Annotated in this window: 19 protein-coding genes and 1 pseudogene; 15 read left to right on the top strand and 5 right to left on the bottom strand. The window is 71.9% G+C overall.

The features are described from left to right. Positions 1-36: 36 nt before the first annotated feature. A complete protein-coding gene (ybiA, locus tag IE177_RS29860; RefSeq protein WP_190018602.1) occupies positions 37-600 on the bottom strand; it encodes a riboflavin biosynthesis intermediates N-glycosidase in 564 nt (187 codons plus the stop codon). Between the two features lie 210 nt (positions 601-810). Here ybiA and IE177_RS29855 point away from each other — a divergent pair, with 210 nt between their 5' ends. The 8 genes from IE177_RS29855 (at position 811) to IE177_RS29820 (ending at position 10448) form a co-directional block, all read left to right on the top strand. Next, positions 811-2346 carry a gamma-aminobutyraldehyde dehydrogenase gene (locus tag IE177_RS29855; RefSeq protein WP_190018601.1) on the top strand — a complete coding sequence of 512 codons (1536 nt, stop codon included), beginning with the start codon at positions 811-813 and terminating at the stop codon, positions 2344-2346. A gap of 52 nt (positions 2347-2398) precedes the next feature. Further along, positions 2399-3646: an ABC transporter substrate-binding protein gene (locus IE177_RS29850; protein ID WP_190018600.1), complete on the top strand. Its 1248-nt coding sequence runs from the start codon at positions 2399-2401 to the stop codon at positions 3644-3646. Beyond that, the gene (locus tag IE177_RS29845; protein ID WP_190018599.1) at positions 3643-4797 is read left to right on the top strand and encodes an ABC transporter ATP-binding protein; all 1155 of its coding nucleotides are present in this window, start codon (positions 3643-3645) and stop codon (positions 4795-4797) included. Before IE177_RS29850 ends, IE177_RS29845 begins: the two co-directional genes overlap by 4 nt. Then, a complete protein-coding gene (locus IE177_RS29840) occupies positions 4794-5723 on the top strand; it encodes an ABC transporter permease (protein ID WP_190018689.1) in 930 nt (309 codons plus the stop codon). The genes IE177_RS29845 and IE177_RS29840 overlap by 4 nt, the downstream gene beginning before the upstream one ends. Further along, positions 5723-6523: an ABC transporter permease gene (locus IE177_RS29835; RefSeq protein WP_190018598.1), complete on the top strand. Its 801-nt coding sequence runs from the start codon at positions 5723-5725 to the stop codon at positions 6521-6523. Before IE177_RS29840 ends, IE177_RS29835 begins: the two co-directional genes overlap by 1 nt. A 38-nt stretch (positions 6524-6561) precedes the next feature. After that, positions 6562-7992, top strand: a complete 1431-nt coding sequence (locus tag IE177_RS29830) for an NAD(P)/FAD-dependent oxidoreductase (RefSeq protein ID WP_190018597.1) — start codon at positions 6562-6564, stop codon at positions 7990-7992. Positions 7993-8080: 88 nt separating this feature from the next. Beyond that, on the top strand, positions 8081-8539 hold the full coding sequence (locus IE177_RS29825; RefSeq protein ID WP_190018596.1) for a bifunctional DNA primase/polymerase: 459 nt from the start codon (positions 8081-8083) through the stop codon (positions 8537-8539). An 85-nt stretch (positions 8540-8624) separates the two neighbouring features. Beyond that, positions 8625-10448: a chitinase gene (locus IE177_RS29820; RefSeq protein WP_190018595.1), complete on the top strand. Its 1824-nt coding sequence runs from the start codon at positions 8625-8627 to the stop codon at positions 10446-10448. A gap of 73 nt (positions 10449-10521) precedes the next feature. On the opposite strand, the pseudogene IE177_RS35275 reads toward IE177_RS29820, so the two are convergent. Beyond that, a pseudogene (locus IE177_RS35275) lies at positions 10522-10770 on the bottom strand (phosphatase PAP2 family protein); the annotation flags it as partial. A 697-nt stretch (positions 10771-11467) separates the two neighbouring features. Next, a complete protein-coding gene (gene gabT / locus IE177_RS29810; RefSeq protein ID WP_190018594.1) occupies positions 11468-12802 on the bottom strand; it encodes a 4-aminobutyrate--2-oxoglutarate transaminase in 1335 nt (444 codons plus the stop codon). A gap of 250 nt (positions 12803-13052) precedes the next feature. Between gabT and IE177_RS29805 the strand changes: the two genes are divergently transcribed. The 3 genes from IE177_RS29805 to IE177_RS29795 all read left to right on the top strand — a co-directional run bounded on the left by IE177_RS29805 (position 13053) and on the right by IE177_RS29795 (position 18504). Next, positions 13053-15176, top strand: a complete 2124-nt coding sequence (locus tag IE177_RS29805; protein WP_190018593.1) for a type IV secretory system conjugative DNA transfer family protein — start codon at positions 13053-13055, stop codon at positions 15174-15176. A 143-nt stretch (positions 15177-15319) separates the two neighbouring features. Continuing rightward, on the top strand, positions 15320-16891 hold the full coding sequence (locus IE177_RS29800) for a PucR family transcriptional regulator (protein ID WP_190018592.1): 1572 nt from the start codon (positions 15320-15322) through the stop codon (positions 16889-16891). Between the two features lie 167 nt (positions 16892-17058). Continuing rightward, complete coding sequence (locus IE177_RS29795) at positions 17059-18504, top strand: aldehyde dehydrogenase family protein (RefSeq protein ID WP_190018591.1); 1446 nt, start codon at positions 17059-17061, stop codon at positions 18502-18504. A 96-nt stretch (positions 18505-18600) separates the two neighbouring features. Here IE177_RS29795 and IE177_RS29790 read toward each other — a convergent pair whose 3' ends face one another. Next, positions 18601-19026, bottom strand: a complete 426-nt coding sequence (locus IE177_RS29790) for a hypothetical protein (protein WP_190018590.1) — start codon at positions 19024-19026, stop codon at positions 18601-18603. Positions 19027-19575: 549 nt separating this feature from the next. Between IE177_RS29790 and IE177_RS29785 the strand changes: the two genes are divergently transcribed. Then, positions 19576-21513 carry an acyl-CoA dehydrogenase family protein gene (locus IE177_RS29785; RefSeq protein ID WP_190018589.1) on the top strand — a complete coding sequence of 646 codons (1938 nt, stop codon included), beginning with the start codon at positions 19576-19578 and terminating at the stop codon, positions 21511-21513. Between the two features lie 57 nt (positions 21514-21570). Here IE177_RS29785 and IE177_RS29780 read toward each other — a convergent pair whose 3' ends face one another. Continuing rightward, the gene (locus IE177_RS29780; protein WP_190018588.1) at positions 21571-22050 is read right to left on the bottom strand and encodes a hypothetical protein; all 480 of its coding nucleotides are present in this window, start codon (positions 22048-22050) and stop codon (positions 21571-21573) included. A 172-nt stretch (positions 22051-22222) separates the two neighbouring features. On the opposite strand from IE177_RS29780, the gene dxr reads away from it, so the two are divergent. From dxr to IE177_RS29765, 3 genes are all read left to right on the top strand, one after another. Further along, complete coding sequence (dxr, locus tag IE177_RS29775) at positions 22223-23494, top strand: 1-deoxy-D-xylulose-5-phosphate reductoisomerase (RefSeq protein WP_190018587.1); 1272 nt, start codon at positions 22223-22225, stop codon at positions 23492-23494. Then, positions 23491-24795, top strand: a complete 1305-nt coding sequence (locus IE177_RS29770; protein WP_190018586.1) for a M50 family metallopeptidase — start codon at positions 23491-23493, stop codon at positions 24793-24795. The genes dxr and IE177_RS29770 overlap by 4 nt, the downstream gene beginning before the upstream one ends. A 170-nt stretch (positions 24796-24965) precedes the next feature. After that, the coding region (locus tag IE177_RS29765) for a flavodoxin-dependent (E)-4-hydroxy-3-methylbut-2-enyl-diphosphate synthase (RefSeq protein WP_189290373.1) at positions 24966-25140 on the top strand (175 nt) is incomplete at its 3' end.

Raw genomic sequence — 25140 nt, 5'->3', positions numbered from 1 at the left:
CCGAGCGCCGCCGGCTCACCCCCCGAGCCCGCCGGCTCAGGCGAGCGTGCCTGCCAGTCGCTCCCGCGCCTCCATCAGGGCGAAGCCCAGCAGGTTCGGGCCGCGCCAGCGCTCGGGATCCCCGGCGGCCTCGTCGTCCGCGGCGAGGCCGATGCCCCATATACGGTCCACGGGGCTCGCCTCGACCAGCACCCGGCCACCGGTGCCCAGCAGGAACGCCCGCAGCGCGTCGTCGGCCGCGAACTTGTGCACGCTGCCCGCGGTCACGATCCCGAAGCGCTCCCGCTCCCACGTCGCCTCGTCGAAGTCGCGGACCAGTCGCCCGGCCTTCTTCGCCTGCGACGGGTGCTCCGCGGCCAGCACCCGCCGCTCCGCGTCGGCGTCGCCGAACAGCCGGGCCTTGCCCGCCATCATCCAGTGCTCGGCCGTCGCGTACCGCACCCCGTCCACCACGAACGGTGACGGCCACCACTGGCTCAGGCAGCTCGCGCCGATCCGGCCGTCCGGCCGCGGCCGGTGCCCCCAGAAGTGCAGGTACTTCACCCGACGTCCGGCCCGGACCTCCCTGATCAGGGCTTCCACCCCGTCGATCTTCCCCATGCACGCGAGTGTGGCACGCACCACTGACACTCCGTCCGCCCTTTTCGGTGCCGACTCGACACCTGGTCGACAGATTCCGTCGCGTAACCAAAAGGCAACAACGGAATCACTTGTTGGAGTCCAGTCCCTCTGTCAGGATCGGCACTCAAATCGAGCTGGAGCTACGCCACCCGCCCCCCGGGACGGGGCGGAACGGCGGAGGAGAGCGACATGCACAACCCGGGCACCGCCACCCCGGAACGATTTCCCGCGCAGGACCGGTTCGCGGACGGCGCGCAGTTCATCGCCGGACGCCTGACGAAGGGCACCTCGGGCCGCACCCACGCCGTGGTCGACCCGGCCACCGGCGAGGAGGTGTTCACCTACGACCTGGCCGGCGCCGACGACGTCGACGCGGCCGTCGCCGCCGCGTGCGAGGCCTTCCCGGGCTGGTCCGGCGCCACTCCGGGCGAGCGCTCGGACGCCCTGCACCGGTTCGCCGCCGTGCTCGCCGACCGCGCCGGGGACCTCGCCCGCGCCGAGTCCCTGCAGTGCGGCAAGCCGCTCAAGCTCACGCGTGAGTTCGACGTGCCGGGGACGATCGACAACACCGCGTTCTTCGCGGGCGCCGCCCGGCACCTGCAGGGGCAGTCGGCCGGTGAGTACTCCGGCGACCACACGTCGTACGTCCGGCGCGAGCCGATCGGGGTCGTCGGGTCCATCGCGCCCTGGAACTACCCCCTGCAGATGGCCGCCTGGAAGATCCTTCCGGCGATCGCCGCGGGCAACACCATCGTGCTCAAGCCCGCCGAGCTGACCCCGCTGACCTCGCTGCTCTTCGCCCAGGCCGCCACGGACGCGGGCATCCCGGACGGTGTGATCAACATCGTCACCGGGACGGGCAGGGAGGCCGGCGAGCACCTGGTCGGGCACCCGGACGTGGCCATGACCTCCTTCACCGGCTCCACCGCGGTCGGCCGGCGGGTCGCCGAGATCGCCACCGCCACCGTCAAGCGGCTCCACCTGGAACTGGGCGGCAAGGCGCCCTTCGTCGTCTTCGACGACGCCGACCTGGAGGCGGCCGTCCACGGTGCAGTCGCCGGTGCGCTCATCAACACCGGTCAGGACTGCACGGCCGCCACGCGCGCGTACGTGCAGCGCCCGCTGTACGAGGCGTTCGTCGAGCGGACGGCCGCGCTGATGGAGACCGTACGGCTCGGGGACCCCTTCGCTCCCGGAACCGATCTCGGGCCGCTCATCTCGCACGCCCAGCGGGACCGCGTCGCCGGGTTCGTCGACCGTGCGCGGGCCTACGCGCGCGTGGTGACCGGCGGCGAGGCGCCCAAGGGCGACCTGGCGAACGGCGCCTACTACCGGCCCACCCTGGTCGCGGGCGCCGCGCAGGACAGCGAGATCGTCCAGTCCGAGATCTTCGGTCCCGTGCTGGTCGTGCTGCCGTTCGACGGTGACGATGACGGCATCCGGCTGGCCAACGACACCCCGTACGGGCTCGCCGCCTCCGCGTGGAGTCGCGACGTCTACCGCGCCAACCGGGCCACCCGCGAGATCAAGGCGGGCTGCGTCTGGATCAACGACCACATCCCGATCATCAGCGAGATGCCGCACGGCGGCTACAAGGCCTCCGGCTTCGGCAAGGACATGTCGGCGTACTCGTTCGAGGAGTACACGCAGGTCAAGCACGTAATGTTCGACAACACGGCGGTGGCAGAGAAGGACTGGCACCGCACCGTCTTCGGGGACCGCTAGAGACCGACCCGGCCAGGACCAGGCCGACCCCTCCCGAAAGGGCACCACGCGCATGGAGCAGTACGAGCCCGACCGCCTGACCCCGGCCCAGGTGGCCGCCATGCGGCGCAGCCTGCGAAGCGGCAGGGCCGCCATGACCCGCCGGTCGCTGCTGCGGGCCTCCGCGAGCGGCGCGCTCGCGGTCGGCGGCCTCGGGGCGCTGAGCGCCTGCGGCATCCCCGCGGCCGGAAAGACGCAGGGCGGCACGTCCGCCGCGGACCACTCGGCCGACGAGAAGGTGGTGAACTTCTCCAACTGGACCGAGTACATCGACGTCGACGACAGCGGCAAGCACCACCCGACGCTCGACACCTTCCACGGGCGGACCGGCATCACGGTCAAGTACACCGAGGACATCAACGACAACAACGAGTTCTTCGGCAAGATCAAGCCGCAGCTCGCCGCCGGCCAGAACACCGGCCGCGACCTCATCGTCCTCACGGACTGGCTGGCCGCCCGCCTGATCCGCCTCGGCTGGGTCCAGAAACTGGACCCCTCCAACCTGCCGAACGCCTACACCAACCTCTCCTCCCAGTTCCGTAACCCGGACTGGGACCCCGGGCGGGCCTACTCCTACCCGTGGCAGGGCATCCCGACGGTCATCGCCTACAACAAGAAGGCGCTCGACGGCATCGAGGTGAGGTCGGTCTCCGACCTGCTCGACAACCCGAAGCTCAAGGGCCGCGTCTCGTTCCTGTCCGAGATGCGCGACAGCATCGGCATGACGCTGCTCGACATGGGCAAGGACCCGGCGAAGTTCACCGACGACGACTTCGACGCGGTGGTGGCCCGGCTGCAGAAGGCCGTCGACAAGGGCCAGATCCGCCGCTTCACCGGCAACGACTACACCTCGGACCTCACCAAGGGCGACATAGCGGCCTGCGTCGCCTGGGCCGGGGACGTGGTCCAGCTCAAGGCGGACAGCCCCGACGTCGACTTCGTCATCCCGGACAGCGGCTACATGACGTCGACCGACAACCTCATGGTCCCCAACAAGGCGCGCCACAAGACGAACGCCGAGCGGCTGATCGACTTCTACTACGAGCCGCGGCAGGCCGCCGCGCTCGCCGCGTACATCAACTACGCGACCCCCGTCGACGGTGTGAAGCCCTACCTCGCGAAGCTCGACGAGGACGCGGCGAACAACCCGTTGATCGTTCCCGACAAGGCCATGCAGGCCAGGTCCCACGCCTTCCGCTCACTGAGCCAGAAGGAAGAGACGGCCTACGAAGAGAAGTTCGCGAAGCTCACAGGGGCGTGACGACCATGAAGACAGACAACAGCGGCGACGTCCGCCTCTCCGGGATCTCCAAGACCTACGGCTCCTTCACCGCCGTGCACCCGCTCGACCTGACCGTGCCCGAGGGCTCCTTCTTCGCCCTGCTCGGCGCGTCCGGCTGCGGCAAGACCACCACCCTGCGCATGATCGCCGGTCTGGAGGAGCCCTCCTCCGGCACGGTGCACCTCGGCGACCAGGACGTCACCCACCTGCCGCCGTACAAACGCCCCGTCAACACGGTGTTCCAGTCCTACGCCCTCTTCCCGCACCTCGACATCTTCGAGAACGTCGCCTTCGGTCTGCGCCGGCGCGGCATCAAGAGCGTGAAGAAGCAGGTCGAGGAGATGCTGGAGCTGGTCCAGCTCGGCGAGCAGGCGCGCAAGAAGCCGCACCAGCTCTCGGGCGGCCAGCAGCAGCGCGTCGCCGTGGCCCGCGCGCTCATCAACCATCCGAAGGTGCTCCTCCTCGACGAGCCCCTCGGCGCCCTGGACCTGAAGCTGCGCCGCCAGATGCAGCTGGAGCTCAAGCGCATCCAGACCGAGGTCGGCATCACCTTCGTCCACGTCACCCACGACCAGGAGGAGGCCATGACCATGGCCGACACGGTCGCCGTGATGAACGGGGGCCGGGTCGAGCAGCTCGGCTCGCCCGCCGACCTGTACGAGAACCCGCGGACCACCTTCGTCGCCAACTTCCTCGGCACCTCCAACCTCATCGAGGCCGAGGTCGACGCGAAGAACGGCGACGACATCGTGCTCAGGGCGGGCGGCGGCAAGCTGGTGCTGCCGCAGGCGCGCTGTTCCGCCCCGGCGACGGCCGGCGGGAAGGTGCTGGTAGGCATCCGCCCGGAGAAGATCGCGCTCACCCACGCCGACGACGCCGGCTCGATCCCGGAGGGCCGCAACCGCCTCACCGGCAAGATCGCCGACGCCAGTTTCATCGGCGTCTCCACCCAGTACGTCATCGACAGCCCGGTCTGCGACGAGTTCGCGGTGTACGTCCAGAACGTCGAGCGGGACGGCCGGCTCGTCCCCGGTGCGGACGTCGTCCTGCACTGGAGCCCGGCCCACACCTTCGGCCTGGACGCGGCCCAGGCCATCGACGCGGGCACCGAGGAAGAGGCGGACGCCTGATGACGCTAACCGAGGCGCCCGCGCCCCTCGCCCCGGCCGAACCCGCGAAGAAGCCCCCGCGCAGGCGCGGCCGGCTCACGCCCTACTGGCTGCTGCTGCCCGGCCTGCTCTGGCTCGTCGTCTTCTTCGCGCTGCCGATGATCTACCAGGCCTCCACCTCCGTGCAGACGGGCTCCTTGGAGGACGGCTACCGGGTCACTTGGCACTTCGCGACCTACTGGGACGCGCTCGTCGACTACTGGCCGCAGTTCCTGCGCTCGGTGTCCTACGCCGCCGCCGCGACGGCCCTGTGCCTGCTGCTCGGCTACCCTCTGGCCTACCTCATCGCCTTCCGCGCGGGCCGCTGGCGGAACCTGATCATGATTCTGGTGATCGCCCCGTTCTTCACCAGCTTCCTGATCCGCACCCTCGCCTGGAAGACGATCCTCGCCGACAGCGGCCCGGTCGTGCACACCCTGAACTCGCTGCACGTCCTGGACCTCACCGACTGGCTCGGCTGGACGGCCGGGGACCGGGTCCTGGCCACGCCGCTGGCCGTCGTCTGCGGCCTGACGTACAACTTCCTGCCGTTCATGATCCTTCCGCTGTACACCTCGCTGGAGCGGATCGACGGACGGCTGCACGAGGCGGCCGGCGACCTGTACGCCAGGCCGTGGACCACCTTCCGCAAGGTGACCTTCCCGCTGTCGATGCCCGGCGTGGTCTCCGGGACGCTGCTGACGTTCATCCCGGCGACCGGCGACTACGTCAACGCGGAACTCCTCGGCTCGACCGACACCCGCATGATCGGCAACGTCATCCAGACGCAGTTCCTGCGCATCCTGGACTACCCGACGGCCGCCGCCCTCTCGTTCATCCTCATGGCCGGGATCCTCCTCATGGTCACGGTCTACATCCGCCGCTCCGGGACGGAGGATCTGGTCTAATGCCCTTCGTCACCTGGCTCAAGCGCCATCTCGTCGTCATCGCCGGACTGCTGACGCTCGCCTATCTGCTGCTGCCGAACGTCGTCGTCACGGTGTTCTCCTTCAACAAGCCGAAGGGACGCTTCAACTACGAGTGGCAGCAGTTCTCCACGGCCGCGTGGAAGGACCCGTGCGGCGTCGCCGACATGTGCGGCTCGCTGTCCCTCAGCCTCCAGATCGCCTTCTGGGCGACCGTCGGAGCCACCCTGCTCGGCACGATGATCGCCTTCGCGCTGGTCCGCTACCGCTTCCGCGCGCGGTCCGCCGTGAACTCCCTGATCTTCCTGCCGATGGCGATGCCCGAGGTCGTCATGGCGGCCTCGCTGCTCACGCTCTTCCTGAACATGGGCGCCCAGCTGGGGTTCTGGACGATCCTGATCGCGCACATCATGTTCTGCCTGAGCTTCGTCGTCGTCGCGGTCAAGGCGCGCGTGATGTCGATGGACCCGCGCCTGGAGGAGGCCGCCCGGGACCTGTACGCGGGGCCGGTGCAGACCTTCCTGAGGGTCACCCTGCCCATCGCGGCACCCGGCATCGCCGCGGGCGCGCTGCTGTCGTTCGCGCTCTCCTTCGACGACTTCATCATCACCAACTTCAACGCGGGCTCCACCGTCACCTTCCCCATGTTCGTGTGGGGCTCGGCGCAGCGCGGAACGCCCGTGCAGATCAACGTCATCGGCACGGCCATGTTCCTGGTCGCCGTGCTGTTCGTCCTGACCTCGATGGTCGTCGGCAACCGCCGGAACAAGCAGAAGGCGTGAGCCTTTCCGGCGCGCATCCTTCGTAGGGAGTTGAAATCATGGCCCCAAGCGCCATGAGTCGTGGCAAAGACAACTGGATCGCCTCTCTTTCCGAAGCCCAGCCGGTCCCGTACTGGCTGGAAGACCCCGGCAAGCCCCACCCCGAGCCCGCGCTAACCGGCACCGAGACCTGCGACCTGCTGGTCGTCGGCGGCGGCTACAGCGGACTGTGGGCCGCGCTCAACGCCAAGGAGCGCGACCCCGGGCGGGACGTCGTCCTGCTGGAGGGCCGCGAGGTGGGCTGGGCCGCCTCCGGCCGCAACGGCGGCTTCTGCGCCGCCTCGCTCACCCACGGCCTGCCCAACGGCCTGGCCCGCTGGCCCGGCGAGATCCACAAGCTGGAGGAGCTGGGCCGGCGCAACCTCGACGGGATCGAGGCCGCGATCACCCGGCACGGCATCGACTGCGACTTCGAGCGCACCGGTGAGATCGACGTCGCCACCGAGCCCTACCAGGCCGCGGAGCTGCGCGACTGGCACCACGAGCTGACGGAGAAGGGCCTGGCCGACGGCATCGAGTTCCTGGACGCCGACGCCGTGCGCGAGCAGGTGAACTCGCCCACCTTCGAGGCGGGCCTGTGGGACCGCCGGGGCGTGGCCATGCTCCACCCCGCCAAGCTGGCATGGGGCCTGAAGCGGGCGTGCGTCGAGCTGGGGGTCCGGGTGTACGAGCACACGCCCGCGCTCACGCTGAAGCAGTACGGCGCCGGCATGGCCGTACGCACGCCCTACGGCGCGGTCCGCGCCCGCAAGGTCGCGCTCGGCACCAACGTCTTCCCGAGCCTGCTGCGGCGCGTGCGCTCGTACACCGTCCCGGTCTACGACTACGCGCTGATGACCGAGCCGCTGAGCGCCGGGCAGCTGGCGGAGATCGGCTGGAAGAACCGGCAGGGGCTGGGCGACAGCGCCAACCAGTTCCACTACTTCCGGCTGTCGGCCGACAACCGCGTCCTGTGGGGCGGCTACGACGCGATCTACCCCTACGGGGGCCGGGTGCGCGCCGAGTACGACGACCGGCCGGAGACGTACGCCAAGCTCGCCGGCCACTTCTTCACCTGCTTCCCGCAGCTGCAGGGCGTCCGCTTCACCCACGCCTGGGGCGGCGCGATCGACACCTGCTCCCGCTTCTCGGCGTTCTTCGGCACGGCCCACCAGGGAAAGGTCGCGTACGCGGCCGGCTACACCGGCCTCGGCGTGGGCGCCACCCGCTTCGGCGCGGACGTGATGCTGGACCTGCTGGACGGGGAGCGCACGGAGCGGACGGAGCTGGAGATGGTCCGCAGGAAGCCGCTGCCGTTCCCGCCGGAGCCCTTCGCCTGGACCGGTATCGCCCTGACCAAGTGGTCGCTGGCCCGCGCGGACGCGCACGGCGGCCGCCGCAACCTGTGGCTGCGGGCGATGGACCGGCTGGGGCTGGGCTTCGACAGCTGAGCCGCCGAACCCGCGTAATGCCCCCGCTGTGCCCCCCTCTCTCGTGTGCGGCGCGCTCGCGTCGCACACGAGAGAGGGGGGCTTTCCGATGACTGGGCGCAAGACGGCGGTCCACTGGCTGGCATCCGCCGCACCGGACCCCGAGGCCTGCCGCCGGGCGTGGGAGCGCGACCCCCTCGGGGTCGCCCTGCTGCCCGCGGGCAGGGCCTGGGACGTCCTGATCCTGCCGGGCGGTCTCGGCCACCGGACGCTGGACGTCCTCACGCGCGTGCTCGACCGGCCCGGCCCGGTGCTCGCCGACTTCGGCGATCGCCGGGTCGGGTTCTTCGTGCCGCCCGGCACCGCGGCCCACTGGCTCGGCACCGGTATCCGCGCCGCCGGTCCCGGCACCTGGATCGTCGTACCGCACCCCGGCCGGGCGGCCCGGAGCGTGCGCTGGCTGGTCGCACCGGACGGGGCGGGCACGCTCACCGACCCCATGCTGCTGGAGCTTGCCATGCACGAGGCGGCGGCGGGGCCCACGCGACCCGGGGGAGCCGGCGGATAGCGCCCCGACACCTTGACAACCGGATTGGTCTGGACCAAGTTGAGGGCGCTCCACCCCTCCAACTCCCCTGACCCCGGAGGCCCTTGTGGACCGCGCCCGACGCGCTCACGGCGCCAGACGCCCCAGATCCGTCCTCGCCCTGCTCACGGCCGCCCTGCTGGCCGTGCCCGGCCTCACCGCGCTCTCGTCGGCCGCCCGTGCGGCCGACGCGGACGTCAGCCGCAACGGCGGGTTCGAGTCCGGTCTGACCGGCTGGACCTGCACGGCCGGTACGACGGTGAACACCCCTGTCCACGGCGGCGATCACGCGCTCCAGGCCACCCCGGCCGGCAGCGACAACGCCCAGTGCGCGCAGACGGTGACCGTCCAGCCCGACTCCCAGTACACGCTGTCCGGCTACGTCCGGGGCTCCTACGTCTACCTCGGCGCGAGCGGCACCGGCACCACCGACGTCTCCGCCTGGACCCAGTCCGCCCCCGACTGGCAGAAGCTCGCCACCACGTTCCGTACCGGCGCCACGACCACCAGGGTCACGATCCACACCCACGGCTGGTACGGCACCGGCGCCTACTACGCCGACGACATCTCGCTGGTCGGCCCGGGCGGCGGCACCACCGGCCAGCCGCCCGCCCCGCCCACCGGCCTGAGGGCCACGTCGGTCACCTCGTCCTCGGTGGGCCTGTCCTGGTCGGCGGTCACCGGCGCCACGAGCTACGCCGTCTACCGGGACGGGGTCAGGGTGCAGACGGTGAGCGGCACCTCGGCGACCGTCACCGGTCTCGCGGCCTCGACCGCGTACGGCTTCCAGGTCACGGCGAGCAACGACGCCGGCGAGTCCGCGAAGTCCGCGGTCGTCACGGCCACGACCGGCACCGGCACCGGTGGCTCCGGCGGCCTGCCCGCCCACGCCCTGGTCGGCTACCTCCACGCGAGCTTCGCCAACGGCTCCGGCTACACCCGTCTCGCGGACGTCCCCGACAGCTGGGACGTCATCGACCTGGCCTTCGGCGAGCCGACCTCGACCACCTCCGGCGACATCCGCTTCGAGCGGTGCCCCGTCACCGAGTGCCCGAACGTGGAGAGCGACGCGGACTTCAAGGCGGCGATCAAGGCCAGGCAGGCGGCCGGCAAGAAGGTGCTCATCTCGATCGGCGGCCAGAACGGCCAGGTCCAACTGACGACGACGGCCGCCCGCGACACCTTCGTCTCCTCGGTGTCGAAGATCATCGACGAGTACGGCCTCGACGGCCTCGACATCGACTTCGAGGGCCACTCGCTGTCCCTGAACGCGAACGACACGGACTTCAAGAACCCCACGACCCCCGTGATCGTGAACCTGATCTCGGCGCTGAAGACCCTGAAGGCCAGGTACGGCTCGAAGTTCGTGCTGAGCATGGCGCCCGAGACCTTCTTCGTGCAGAACGGCTACCAGTACTACGGCACCGGCAAATGGGGCGGTCAGGACCCGCGCTGCGGGGCGTACCTACCGGTCGTCCACGCCCTGCGCGACGACCTGACCCTGCTGCACGTCCAGGACTACAACTCGGGTCCGATCATGGGTCTGGACAACCAGTACCACTCCATGGGCGGCGCCGACTTCCACATCGCCATGACCGACATGCTGCTCACCGGCTTCCCGGTCGCCGGCGACGCGGACAACGTCTTCCCGCCGCTGCGCCCCGACCAGGTCGCCATCGGCATGCCGGCGTCGACCAACGCGGGCAACGGACACCTCTCCCCGTCCGAGGTCACCAGGACCCTGGACTGCCTGACGAAGAGGACGAACTGCGGCTCGTACGCGACCCACGGGACGTGGCCGGCGCTGCGGGGCCTGATGACGTGGTCGGTGAACTGGGACCGCTACTCGAACTGGGAGTTCCAGCGGAACTTCGACGCCTACTTCGGCTGACGCCGAGCACGAGGGACAGGGTGGTCAGCAGCACCGTGCACAGACACCAGCTGGCCACCACGTCCAGCGGCCAGTGCCAGCCGTGGCGGACCAGGCCGTAGGACACGCCGATGACGAGGGCCGCGCAGACACCGACGAGGGCCCGGCGGGCGGCGGGGGAGCGCAGCCACGGCAGCAGGAGCAGGGTCGCGGAACCGTACGCGACCGCCGCCGTCGCCGTATGGCCGGACGGGAAGTAGCCCACCCCCGGAGGCACCACGGGGGTTCCCGGCCGGGCGGTCCACTCCTTCAGCGGTACGACGATCGCCGGGACCAGAGCCATCGGCACGGCGGCGGCGAGGGGCGGCAGCCACCACCGGCCCCCGCCGCCGGACCGGCCCCGCCAGGCGGCGTACGTGAGAGACGCGGCGAGCACGGGGACGGCGACCTGGACGTTGCCGAGGTCGGACAGGGCCTGGGAGAACCCGTCAGGGTGCACGAGGGAGCGGCTGAGCCGGGCGTCCAGCCGCAGCAGCGGGCCGTGGACGACGACCTGCCAGGTGATCAGGGCGAAGAGGACGGCCGGGACACCGAGGAGCAGCAGGCGGCGGACTGAGGTCGACACGGGAACCAGCTTCGCAGGTCCGGCCGCCACGAGCGGGAAGGAGGGCGAAGGAGGGTGAAGGAGGCCGGCCGCCCCGGAACAAGGGGGGGTGGTTCCGGGGCGGCCGTCCGGACCGGAACGTCGCTCGCCCCGGGGGGTTTGGGGCGGCGACCGTCCGATCGGTGAGGAGATCCCGGCGTCAGGCGCCGGTTGTGTGCGCGAGGGCACGACCAGGTCGAAGCTGGGGAGGCCCCGGCCTGAGACCGCCCACAGTCCCCTGTGAGCGGGGTGTATCTCTCATCTGGGTAGAACCTACGGCAGCCCGAGGCGCTTGGGCAGACGGAATCGCGTCCCGTCATCCACCCCGCACACCTTCTTCACACGGCTGCCGCAGGCGCCCTTCAGAGGTGCGGACCAGTCGCTCAGATGCGCGGGATCACAGGCGCGCGAAGGCCTGCTCGACGATGTCGAGGCCCTCACCCAGGAGGTTCTCGTCGATGACGAGCGGGGGCAGGAAGCGCACCACGTTGCCGTAGGTGCCGCAGGTCAGGACCAGCAGGCCCTCGGCGTGGCAGGCCTTGGCGAGGGCGGCGGTGGCCTCCGGGTTCGGCTCCTTGGTGGCGCGGTCCTTGACCAGCTCGATGGCGATCATCGCGCCCCGGCCGCGGACGTCGCCGATGATGTCGAACTTCTCCGCCATGGCGGCGAGGCGGCCCTTCATGACCTCCTCGATGCGCTTGGCCTTCCCGTTGAGGTCGAGCTCCTTCATCGTCTCGATGGCGCCGAGCGCACCGGCGCAGGCGACCGGGTTGCCGCCGTACGTGCCACCGAGGCCGCCGGCGTGCGCGGCGTCCATGATCTCGGCGCGGCCGGTCACGGCGGCCAGCGGCAGACCGCCGGCGATGCCCTTGGCGGTCGTGATCAGGTCCGGCACGATGCCCTCGTCCTCGCACGCGAACCACTGGCCGGTGCGGCAGAAGCCGGACTGGATCTCGTCGGCGACGAAGACGATGCCGTTGTCGGCGGCGAACTGGCGGATCGCCGGCAGGAAGCCCTTGGCCGGCTCGATGAAGCCGCCCTCGCCGAGCACCGGCTCGATGATGATCGCGGCCACGTTGTCCGGGCCGACCTGCTTGGTGATCTGATCGATGGCCTGCTTGGCGGCCTCGGGGCCGGCGTTCTCCGCACCGGTCGGCCAGCGGTAGCCGTAGGCGACCGGGACGCGGTAGACCTCGGGGGCGAACGGACCGAAGCCGTGCTTGTACGGCATGTTCTTGGCGGTGAGCGCCATGGTCAGGTTGGTCCGGCCGTGGTAACCGTGGTCGAACACGACCACGGCCTGCCGCTTGGTGTACGCACGCGCGATCTTGACGGCGTTCTCGACGGCCTCGGCGCCGGAGTTGAACAGCGCGGACTTCTTGGCATGGTCGCCGGGGGTCAGCTCCGCGAGGGCCTCGGCGACCGCCACGTAGCCCTCGTAGGGGGTGACCATGAAACAGGTGTGGGTGAAGTCGGCGAGCTGGGCGCTCGCGCGGCGTACGACGGCCTCGGCGGAGGCGCCGACGCTCGTCACGGCGATGCCGGAGCCGAAGTCGATCAGACGGTTGCCGTCGACGTCCTCGATGACGCCGCCGCCGGCGCGGGTGACGAAGACCGGCAGCGTGGAGCCCACGCCCTGCGCGACCACGGCGGTGCGGCGGGCCTGCAGCTCCTGCGACTTCGGGCCGGGAATGGCGGTGACGACGCGGCGCTCCTGCGGAAGTGCGGTCATGCGGGGCTCCTGGGGGGGTATTACGGACGCTTGCCTTCTTTTCTCGCAGGCTAAGACCGGTACCGGAGGGCGGGCATGCTCCATGTGGGCGTTGTCGACGGCCGCCGTTGTCCGTCGTGGACATAGCCCGCGGGCCGGCGTGCGCCCGGCCGGGGGCCCCTCTCGGCCGCGTAAGCGGTGAACTCCCCTTGCCGTGGCGTTAGATTGACTCGCTGAGAGTGGACGGAACGGCTGGTCAGGGGGCAGGCGGATGGACAGCGACGGGACGCGGGACGCACGCGGCACGCATGCGAACCCGGTACCTCGCCCGGCGGCACCCGTTGAGGCGGGTGCCGTGCCACCCATGCCCGCCATGCCGCCGGGGGCTCCGCCCAGGCCGGACGGCTCCGCCTTCCTGGCCTGGCTGCGCGCACCCCGGCCGCAGGCGGCGCCCGGCGTGTGGCGCTTCGGCCACCTGCCGCGGCCGGAGCGGGAGCCCGAGGAGACCCCGGCCCGGCAGCTGCTCAGCGGCGCGCTGATCGCCTTCCTCGTGGGCTGGCTGATGTGGTCGCTGCTGCAGAACGGCTACCTCGGCAGCTGGTGGTGGGTGCCCTTCGACCTGCTCGTCCCCGACGCGTGGCGCGGCAGCGACAGCCAGATCGGCAACCTGCTCCTGTACGACGGCTACCAGCTGCTGGTCATCCTCGCCATCGCCGTCGTCGTCGGCCGGCTCGGCCGCTGGGGCGAGGTGTGGCGGCGCTTCGTCGTCGCCCGGATGCGCCCCGCGCAGGCCGCGCCGGAGGCCCCCGCCCCCGAGCACGACCCCGCCGAGTTCCCGCACCTGCGCGCCGCCGGCGCGCACGACGCCGCCGACCGGCTCGCCGCCGAGGCGAGGGCCGGGCTGATGCGGGACGTCGACCACGCCCGGATCAGCCGGGCCTGGCAGGGCGTGCGGTCGGGCCGGCACTCCCTCGCCACGTTCACCGGCGCCGTGCTCAAGGACGGCGCCGCCGCCTGCCTGCACCCCTCCGGCGAACGCGACCTGCCCGCCCGGCACGCCCGGCACGACCTGCTCGCCGGACAGGTCCGGCTCGGCACCGCCGCCGACGACCCCCGCAACCCCTTCCAGTACCGGGGCGCCGGCCTCGGTCTCGACCCCGACCTGCTCGGCACCTCCCTGCTCGCCGTCGGCCCGGCCGGCTCCGGCAAGACCGGCGCAGTGGTGCGGCCCCTCGCCGAGTCCCTGTGCCTGCACGCCCTCGCCGGCCGCGCTTCCGCCGTGGTCGTCGGCGCGGCGGGCGCCGGACTCGGCCCGGCCGAGTCCTACGACGTCGTCGTGCGCATCGGCCACCCCGAGTCCGTGTACGACCTCGACCTCTACGGCGGCACCACCGACCCCGACGAGGCCGCCGCCATACTCGCCGAGGCCCTCGTCGGCGACCTCGCCGACCCGCACCCGGGCGGTGACAGCCGCCGCTCCACCACGGTCCTCGCCCAGCTGCTGGGCCCGTTCCGCGCCGTCCACGACCGGTTCCCGTCCGTGCCCGAGCTGCGCCAGCTCCTCGACGGCACCCCCGGCCCGCTGGCCGCGCTGCGCAAGGCGCTGACCGACGCGGGGCAGCAGCCGCTGCTCAGGGAACTCGACGCCCGGGAGCGGCAGATGGCCCACCCCGGTGACGTCGGCACGGTGCTCGCCGACCGGATCGCGCTGCTCGACCGGCCGGCCTTCGCCTCCTTCTTCGACACCTCCGGCCAGACCCGGCCCTTCTCGCTCAAGGCCCTCGACCACCCGGTCCGGGTGCGGATCGACCTGCCCGAGCGCGGGCACGCGGACGCCTCCCGGATCCTCGCCCGGCTGGTGCTCGCCCAGTTCACGGCCGCCGTGACGGCCCGGGAGGACCGGTCCCTCTTCGCCTGCCTGCTGCTCGACGACGCCTCCGGTGTCGTCACCCCGGAGGCCGTGCGGGGCATCCAGCGGCTCCGGTCGGCCGGCGCCGGCGCGGTGCTCACCCTGCGCACCCTGGACGACGTGCCCCGGCCGCTGCGCGGACCGCTGCTCGGCGCCACCGGCTGCCGGATGGCGCTGGCCGGGCTCACCCCCTGGGACGGGCAGGACTTCGCCGAGGTCTGGGGGAAGGAGTGGACCGAGACCCGGGACGTCACCGACCGGCAGATCATCGCCGAGACCCCGGCCGGGAAGGCCGTGCACATGCTGCGCCGGGTCATCACCGGACAGGCTCCGACGGCCCGGGCCGTCACCGTCCGGCAGGTCGAGCGGGAGCGCTGGTCGGCGTCCGAGCTGGCCCACGGCGTGCCGCCCGGGCACGCCGTGCTGTCGCTGACCACCGTGCGGGGGGAACACGCGCCGCCGTTGCTGGTGGACCTGCGCGGATGAGGCACGGGCGCGGGCCCGGCGGACGGGAGCGGGCGGAGGACCGGCAGTCGATCGTACGGTGAGGCAGAATCGGCGTAGGCCGTTCGTACGCTGCGGCCAAAAGATCACCGTGATCGCCGGACCTCCCTCACCGTGAAGGCCTCATGCCCCCGACCCTCGCCTCGCTCGTCCACCACTCCGCGCTCAAGCTGACCGTGCGCGCGGGCGAGGACCGCCTCGACGTGCCCGTCCGCTGGGCGCACGTCAGCGAGCTGGCCGACCCCGTCCCCTACATGGAGGGCGGCGAGCTGCTGCTGATCACCGCGCTCAAGCTGGACGCGGAGGACCCGGAGGCGATGCGCCGCTACGTACGGCGGCTGGCCGGGGCGGGCGTCGTGGGGCTCGGCTTCGCCGTCGGCGTCAACTACGACGACATACCCGAGGCGCTGGTCGGCGCCTGCGCACGGGAGGGCCTGCCCCTGCTGGAGGTGCCCCGCCGCACCCCCTTCCTCGCCATCAGCAAGGCCGTGTCCGCGGCGATCGCCGCCGACCAGTACCGCGCGGTCACGGCCGGTTTCGCCGCCCAGCGCGAACTGACCCGGCAGGCCCTCGGCGCCGGGCCGGAAGGCCTGCTCACCGCGCTCGCCGGGCAGGTCGACGGCTGGGCGGCGCTCTACGACGCCTCGGGGGCCGTCGTCGCGGCGGCGCCGGAGTGGGCCGGCCGGCGCGCCGCCCGGCTCACCGCCGAGGTCGAACGGCTCCGGGAGCGGCCCGCGCCCGCCTCCTCGGTCGTCGGCGGACCCGAGCACGAGGACCGGGTCGAGCTGCACTCCCTGGGAACCGGCCGGCGGCCGAGGGCGGCGCTCGCCGTGGGCACGGCCACCGCCCTCGGCACCGCCGAGCGGTACGCCGTGCACTCCGCGATCGCCCTGCTCACCCTCACCACCGAACGCTCCCGCTCCCTGTACGAGGCCGAGCAGCGCATCGGCACGGCGGTGCTGCGCATGCTGCTGGCCGGGGAGCCCGACCACGCGCGGGCCGTCGCCGGCGACCTGTACGGCGGGCTGCTGGACGCGCCGTTCCGGATAATCGTCGCCGAGTCGGTGTCCGGCGGCGACCCGCTGGGCGGGCTCACCGAAACCGTGGAGTCGGCGGCCGCCCGGTCCGGGGAGGCCGTGCTCGTCGTGCCCGAGGGGGAGCGGCTGGTGGTGCTGGCCGCGGACGGCGGAGCGGCGGTGGCCGCCTGCGCCGCGCACGCGGCGGGACTGGAGCGGGCACGGGCCACGCCGGAGCAGGGGGCGGCGGAGGAGGACGAACTGGTCGTCGGGCTGTCCGCGCCGGCCGGCCCGATAGCCGCGGCCGCCGCCTACAAGCAGGCCGAGCAGGCGCTGTCGGTGGCGCGCCGGCGGGGCCGGGTGCTGGTCGAGCACGAGCAGCTCGCCGCGGGCTCGGTACTGCCGCTGCTGGCCGACGACGCTGTGAAGGCGTTCGCGGACGGGTTGCTGCGGGCACTGCACGAGCACGACGCCACGGGGCGCGGGGACCTGGTCGCCTCGCTGCGGGCGTGGCTGTCCCGGCACGGCCAGTGGGACGCGGCCGCGGCCGACCTCGGGGTGCACCGGCACACGCTGCGCTACCGGATGCGGAGGGTCGAGGAGATCCTGGGGCGCAGCCTGGACGATCCCGACGTCCGGATGGAGTTGTGGCTCGCCCTGAAGGCCACGTCGGCGGAGTGACCCGCGGGGCGGCGGGGTGGCCCGGCGCCCGCGGCCCACCGTGCCAATCCGGCGCACCCCGCCCGCCGACTGCTCCTACTCGGACAAGCGCCCCCCGCCCGCCCCCGCCCTACCGTGGACCACGAACCGAAAGCACACCCACAACGCGGAAGGGCCGGGACGACTCAATGACTTCCACCCACGCCTTCTGGCTCGCCGGCCGCCAGGTCACCGGCGAGGACACCTTCGACGTCACCTCGCCGTGGGACGGCCGGCTCGTCGGCAAGGTCAGCGTGCCGACCGACGACCAGGTCGAGGAGGCCGTGGCCGCCGCGTACGCCGTGCGGGACGACTTCGCAGCCGTCCCCGCGCATGTGCGCGCCGCGGCCCTCGACCACGTCAGCAAGCGGCTCGCCGAGCGCACCGAGGAGATCGCCCAGCTGATCTCCGCCGAGAACGGCAAGCCCATCAAGTGGGCCCGGGGCGAGGTCGGCCGCGCCGTCTCCGTGTTCCGGTTCGCCGCCGAGGAGGCCCGCCGCTTCAACGGCGGCGAGGCCCAGCGGCTCGACACCGACGCCGGCGGCCAGGGCCGCCTGGCGCTCACCCGCCGCTTCCCGAAGGGCGTCGTCCTCGGCATCGCGCCGTTCAACTTCCCGCTGAACCTGTGCGCCCACAAGGTCGCCCCGGCGATCGCCGCCGGCGCCCCGATCATCCTCAAGCCGGCCCCGGCCACCCCGCTGTCCGGCCTGATCCTCGGTGACCTGCTCGCCGAGACCGACCTGCCGGCCGGCTCCTGGTCGATCCTCCCGGTCGCCAACGAGAAGATGCCCGCCCTCGTCCAGGACGAGCGCCTGCCGGTCATCTCCTTCACCGGTTCCGAGAAGGTCGGCTACGCGATCATGGACTCGGTGCCGCGCAAGCACTGCACACTGGAGCTGGGCGGCAACGGCGCGGCCGTCGTCCTCGCCGACTTCGCGAGCGACGCCGACCTGGACTGGGCCGCGACCCGCATCGCGACCTTCTCCAACTACCAGGGCGGCCAGTCCTGCATCTCCGTGCAGCGCGTGATCGTCGACGCATCCGTCCACGACCGCCTGCTGCCGCGCATCGTCGCCGCCGTCGAGGCCCAGGCCACCGGTGACCCCTCCGACGACAAGACCGATGTCGGTCCGCTGGTCAGCGAGGACGCCGCCAAGCGCGTGGAGTCGTGGGTCAAGGAGGCGGTCGAGGCCGGCGCCACCCTGCTCACCGGCGGCGACCGCGACGGCGCCTCCTACGCGCCGACCGTCCTCGCCGACGTGCCGGCGAACGTGACGATCGCCTGCGAGGAGGTCTTCGGACCGGTCCTCACCGTGCAGAAGGTGGATGGCGAGGCCGAGGCGTTCGCCGCGGTCAACGACTCCAAGTACGGCCTCCAGGCGGGCGTGTTCACCCACGACCTCCAGGTCGCCTTCCGCGCCCACCGCGCCCTTGAGGTCGGTGGCGTGGTGATCGGCGACGTCCCGTCCTACCGCGCCGACCAGATGCCGTACGGCGGCGCCAAGCAGTCCGGTGTGGGCCGCGAGGGCGTGCGGTTCGCGATGGAGGACTACACCTACGAGCGCGTACTGGTTCTCACCGGTCTCGCGCTCTGACCTGCCACGGACAGGTCGGGCAGAACGGCCGGAGCCCACTGTGCGGGGGCTCCGGCCGTTCGGCTTCGCGCCGTGGGCCGGCCGGTGCGGCCGGTGTCACGACCGCGGAGGACGAATCGTGTTGTGGTCGCCGGACACCGCGATCCCGATGCTCCGTGCGCCGATCGCCCGCGTTCCCGAGACGTTCACCGTGACCGCGCCCGCCGTGCGCAGCAGCGCGGCCAGCTCGCTCAGCAGCTCCGGGTCCTCCCGCAGCACCCGCTTGATCTGCTGCCGCAGGGCACCCGCGGCATCGGCGTCGCCCGGCTCCGCGGCGGCCTCCGCCACGGCAGTCTCCAGGGCGGCCCGGTGCCGCGCGTCCCCGCGCCGCCACACCGCCCGCAGCAGCCGGCACCCCACGTCGGCGGTCGCGTCGGCCGCCGCGTTCTCGGCACGGGCGAGCACCGCCGCCCCGTACGCGCCGACGGCCGCCGTCAGATACGGACCGGCCTGCTCCACCACCTGAACGATCTCCGTGCCCACGTTCTCCCCTGACTGCCCGTCAGCCGCACTGTCGTGAGGCAAGCGTAGGAACTCGCGGGGCCCCCTGAGCGCAGAACGCCCGAATACCCGGGCCGGGCCGTCGAGCCGGGCGCGGACCCGGACCGCGTCCGGGCCCCACGGCTCGATCCGCACCGTCTCCTGGCGCCCGCTGGAGCACGCCGTGGACAACGGGGACGAGGCACGCAGGGGGCGTGGCCCCTACGGCGGGGCACCCGGGTCACGGGGATGTCAGGGCGCCGCGCCGGCGCCGGTCCAGCAGCACGACTGCGGCGCCGCGCCCCCCAGACTGGCACCAGGCGCTCCACGGCGCGCCGGCCCGTCTCCGGTGCGGGGACGGCGACCGAGGTCGGCCGCACCGAGGCCTGGACCGCGGCCTGAACAACGGACCCCGCACCGCGGCAGGCCTTTCGGCCGTTCGGACGCGCGAGGGGTGGTGGGGCCGGGCCGTTTCGGGTACCAACGATCCAGTAGCACCGATCGGTAGCGAACGGTCCGCAATCATCCCTCTTCGCGGCGAGGTGAGCCTCCATGTCCGCCACCACCACCCCACGCACCAACGTCACCGAGCGCGAGGCCCGTCAGGTGGCGGAGGCCGCCCGGCAGCAGGACTGGCACAAGCCCAGCTTCGCCAAGGAACTGTTCCTCGGGCGTTTCCGGCTCGACCTGATCCACCCCCACCCGCTCCCCGACGGCGAGTCCGTCCGGCGCGGCGAGGAGTTCCTCGCCCGGCTGCGCGCCTTCTGCGAGACGGTCATCGACCCGGCCCGCATCGAGCGCGAGGCCCGCATCCCCGACGAGGTCGTGACCGGCCTGAAGGAACTGGGCGCCCTCGGCATGAAGATCGACCCCAAGTACGGCGGTCTCGGCCTCACCCAGCTCTACTACAACAAGGCCCTCGCCCTGGTCGGCTCCGTGAGCCCCGCCGTCGGCGCGCTGCTCTCCGCGCACCAGTCGATCGGCGTACCGCAGCCGCTGAAGCTCTTCGGCACCCAGGAGCAGCGGGACGCCTTTCTGCCCCGCTGCGCCCGCACCGACATCTCGGCCTTCCTGCTGACCGAGCCGGACGTCGGCTCCGACCCGGCGCGCCTGGCCACCACGGCCGTGCCCGACGGCGACGACTACATCCTCGACGGGGTGAAACTGTGGACCACCAACGGGGTGGTCGCCGACCTGCTCGTCGTGATGGCACGGGTGCCGAAGTCCGAGGGGCACAAGGGCGGCATCACCGCCTTCGTGGTGGAGGCGACCTCCGAGGGCGTCACCGTCGAGAACCGCAACGCGTTCATGGGCCTGCGCGGCATCGAGAACGGCGTCACCCGCTTCCACCGGGTCCGGGTGCCCGCGGCCAACCGCATCGGCCCCGAGGGCTCCGGGCTGAAGATCGCGCTCACCACCCTCAACACCGGCCGGCTCTCCCTGCCCGCGATGTGCGCCGGCGCCGGCAAGTGGTGCCTGAAGATCGCCCGCGAGTGGGCGGCCGAACGGGAGCAGTGGGGCAAGCCGGTGGCACTGCACGAGGCCGTCGGCTCCAAGATCAGCTTCATCGCGGCCACCACCTTCGCGCTCGAAGCCGTCCTCGACCTGTCCTCCCAGATGGCCGACGAGGACCGCAACGACATCCGCATCGAGGCCGCCCTGGCCAAGCTCTACGGTTCGGAGATGGCCTGGCTGATGGCCGACGAGCTGGTCCAGATCCGCGGCGGCCGCGGCTACGAGACGGCCGAGTCACTACGGGCCAGGGGCGAACGCGGTGTCCCGGCCGAGCAGATCCTGCGCGACCTGCGCATCAACCGCATCTTCGAGGGCTCCACGGAGATCATGCACCTCCTCATCGCCCGCGAGGCGGTCGACGCCCACCTCTCGGTCGCCGGTGACCTCATCGACCCCGACAAGTCCCTGTCCGACAAGGCCAGGGCCGGGGCGAACGCGGGCGTCTTCTACGCCAAGTGGCTGCCGAAACTGGTCGCGGGCCCCGGACAGCTGCCCACCTCCTACGGCGAGTTCCGGCACGCCGTCGACCTCTCCGGCCACCTGCGCTACGTCGAGCGCACCGCCCGCAAGCTGGCCCGCTCCACCTTCTACGCGATGTCCCGCTGGCAGGGCCGGATGGAGACCAAGCAGGGCTTCCTCGGCCGGATCGTGGACATCGGCGCCGAACTGTTCGCGATGAGCGCGGCCTGTGTCCGCGCCGAGCGGCTGCGCGGCGAGGGCGAGCACGGCCGCGAGGCCTACCAGCTCGCCGACGCCTTCTGCCGCCAGGCCCGCATCCGGATCGAGGAACTCTTCGGCCGCCTGTGGACCAACACCGACGACCTCGACCGCAAGGTGGTCAAGGGCGTCCTCGGCGGGGCCTACACATGGCTGGAGGAGGGTGTCATCGACCCCTCCGGCGACGGCCCGTGGATCGCGGACGCGACCCCCGGACCCGCCGCACGGCCGAACGAGCGGCGCCCCTTCGAGGGCTGAGCCGCCCCGCCCGGACCGGGGCACCCGGGATCACGCACCGGGTGCCCCGGATAGCACTCAGACGCCCCAGGTGCCCTGGTTCGAGGCGCAGTTCCAGCCGGTGCCCTTCAGGGTGAACTTCACCTTGTAGGAGCGGGTGTTGAGCAGGTGCGAGGGCACCCGCACGCCCAGGCTGGCCTTCTTCTTCAGCGTCGCCGTGTACACGGACACCGTCGTGGTCGTGTTCTTGGTGACCTTGCCGCCGGTCGGCTTGGCCTTGCCGAAGCGGATGTTCTTGACGTTCGTGACCGTGAACGTGACCTTCTTGAAGCTCTTGGTGGTGCTCTTGTTCTTGATCCCGAAGTACAGGCCGCCGTTGGTGACCCAGCCGTGCGAGTCGACGTAGAAGCGGCTCGGGTAGACCAGGTTCACCGGGCAGCCGCTGCTGCTCTGCGGCGCACGCGTCGCGGCCGACGCGGATCCGGCCAGACCGAGCTGAGCGGCGGTGACGACCCCCGCCGCGGCCAGGACGGTCATGGTCGTGCGCATGCGGTTCATGGTTGTGGGCTCCTCCCCCTGTGGCCCTCTGTGACGGGCTTCAGCGGGCAGGATGCCATGCGCGGGAAGCCGATGCGCGCGAATTCACCCGGTCCGGCGACGAAAGCCGCCGGGAAACCCGCCCGGGGGACGCCCTGTCCGGGCGCCCGCCGCTTGCGGCCACAATGGGGGGATGACCGACAGTCCCGCCCATCCGGCACCCCTCGCCGACCCGCACCTCGTCTACGACCCCCTCGCCGGGGACGGTCCCAAGGACGTGGTGATCCTCGGCTCCACCGGATCCATCGGCACCCAGGCCATCGACCTCGTGCTGCGCAACCCCGACCGCTTCCGGGTCACCGCCCTCTCCGCCAACGGCGGCCGGGTCGCCCTCCTCGCCGAGCAGGCGCGCCGGCTGCGGGTGCGCACCGTCGCGGTCGCCCGTGAGGACGCCGTACCCGCGCTGCGCGAGGCGCTCGCCGCCGAGTACGGCACCGGGGAGCCGCTGCCCGAGATCCTCGCCGGACCGGAGGCGGCCACCCAGGTCGCCGGATCCGAGTGCCACACCGTGCTCAACGGCATCACCGGGTCCATCGGCCTCGCGCCCACCCTCGCCGCCCTGGAGGCCGGCCGCACCCTGGCGCTGGCCAACAAGGAGTCGCTGATCGTCGGCGGCCCGCTGGTCAAGGCCCTCGCCAAGCCCGGGCAGATCATCCCGGTCGACTCCGAGCACGCCGCCCTCTTCCAGTCCCTGGCCGCCGGCACCCGCGCCGACGTGCGCAAGCTGGTCGTCACCGCGTCCGGCGGCCCCTTCCGCGGCCGGACCAGGGCCGAGCTGGCGGACGTCACCGTCCAGGACGCCCTCGCCCACCCCACCTGGGCGATGGGCCCGGTGATCACGGTCAACTCGGCGACCCTCGTGAACAAGGGACTGGAGGTCATCGAGGCGCACCTCCTCTACGACATTCCCTTCGACCGCATTGAGGTGGTCGTGCATCCGCAGTCGTATGTCCACTCGATGGTCGAGTTCACCGACGGATCCACGATCGCTCAGGCGACGCCCCCCGACATGCGCGGGCCCATCGCCATCGGTCTGGGCTGGCCCGAACGCGTTCCCGGTGCGGCGCCCGCCTTCGACTGGAGCAAGGCCTCCACGTGGGAGTTCTTCCCGCTGGACGACGAGGCCTTCCCCTCGGTGAACCTCGCCCGGCACGTGGGGCAGCTCGCGGGGACCGCCCCGGCGGTGTTCAATGCGGCCAACGAGGAGTGCGTCGAGGCCTTCCTGGGCGGCGCGCTGCCCTTCAACGGCATCATGGAGACCGTCATCCGGGTGGTCGAGGAGCACGGCACCCCGGTCGCGGGAACTTCACTCACCGTGTCGGACGTCCTCGAAGCGGAGACCTGGGCGCGGGCCCGGGCCCGCGAACTGACTGCCACGACGGCGACCGCGGAGGCGCGTGCATGACGACCTTGATGTTCATCCTCGGCATAGTGGTCTTCGCGGTGGGCCTGCTCGTCTCGATCGCGTGGCACGAGCTGGGGCACCTGTCCACGGCCAAGCTCTTCGGCATCCGCGTCCCGCAGTACATGGTCGGCTTCGGCCCGACCGTCTGGTCGCGGAAGAAGGGTGAGACCGAGTACGGGATCAAGGCCGTCCCGCTCGGCGGGTACATCCGCATGATCGGCATGTTCCCGCCCGACGACGCCGGCCGGGTCTCCGCCCGCTCCACCTCACCGTGGCGCGGCATGATCGAGGACGCCCGCTCGGCGGCCTTCGAGGAACTCAAGCCGGGCGACGAGACGCGCATGTTCTACACGCGCAAGCCGTGGAAGCGGGTCATCGTCATGTTCGCGGGCCCGTTCATGAACCTGATCCTCGCGATCGGCCTGTTCCTCACGGTACTCATGGGCTTCGGCATCCAGCAGGAGACGACCAGCGTCGAATCCGTCTCCCCCTGCGTCATCGCGCAGAGCCAGCACCGCGACAGCTGCAAGAAGTCCGACCCGGCGTCCCCGGCCGCCGACGCCGGCGTGAAGGCGGGCGACAGGATCGTCTCCTTCGGCGGCGTGCCGACCGACGACTGGAACACGCTCTCGGACCGGATCCGCGAGAGCGCGGGCAAGGACGTGGCGATCGTCGTCGACCGCAAGGGGCACCAGCTGACCCTGCACGCGAAGATCGCCACCAACCAGGTCAACAAGAAGGACTCCAGCGGCGCCTACGTCCAGGGCGAGTACGTCAAGGCCGGCTTCCTCGGCTTCACCCCGGCCCGCGGCGTGGTCAAGCAGGACTTCGGCCAGTCCGTGACCTGGATGGGCGACCGGGTCGGCGACGCGGTCGACTCCCTCGTCGCCCTGCCGGGCAAGATCCCCGCCCTGTGGGACGCGGCCTTCGGCGACGGCCCGCGTGAACCGGACTCCCCGATGGGCATCGTCGGCGCGGCCCGGGTCACCGGCGAGATCGCCACGCTGGACATCCCCGCCTCGCAGCAGCTGGCCATGGCCGTCTTCGTCGTCGCCGGGTTCAACCTCTCCCTGTTCCTGTTCAACATGCTCCCGCTGCTCCCGCTCGACGGCGGGCACATCGCGGGCGCCCTGTGGGAGTCGCTGCGGCGGAACGTGGCGCGGGTGCTGCGCCGGCCGGACCCGGGCCCGTTCGACGTGGCGAAGCTGATGCCGGTGGCCTACGTGGTGGCCGGGATCTTCGTGTGCTTCACCGTCCTGGTCCTGGTCGCCGACGTCGTCAACCCGGTGAAAATCTCATAGCCATACCGCGTTCACGGCGGTCCGGAGCCCAGTGGTTCCGGGCCGCCTCCGCCGGGCCCGTTCGCCGGGGTGGGATGTGCCCGCGCGGGGGCGTGTGCCGTAATCTCGAAGCCTGGAGCCCGCCGTTCACGGGACCGGACCTTGATCCACGACTTGGGGTTGCACAGCAGATGACTGCGATTTCTCTCGGCATGCCGTCCGTTCCGACCAAGCTCGCCGAGCGCCGCAAGAGCCGGCAGATCCAGGTCGGAAGCGTGGCGGTCGGCGGAGACGCGCCCGTATCGGTCCAGTCGATGACGACGACCCGCACGTCGGACATCGGCGCGACGCTCCAGCAGATCGCGG

Source organism: Streptomyces lucensis JCM 4490 (genome assembly GCF_014650035.1).
Lineage (GTDB): Bacteria > Actinomycetota > Actinomycetes > Streptomycetales > Streptomycetaceae > Streptomyces > Streptomyces lucensis.
The sequence above is the reverse complement of the archived record's forward strand: the minus strand, read 5'-3'. Positions and strand labels throughout refer to the sequence as shown.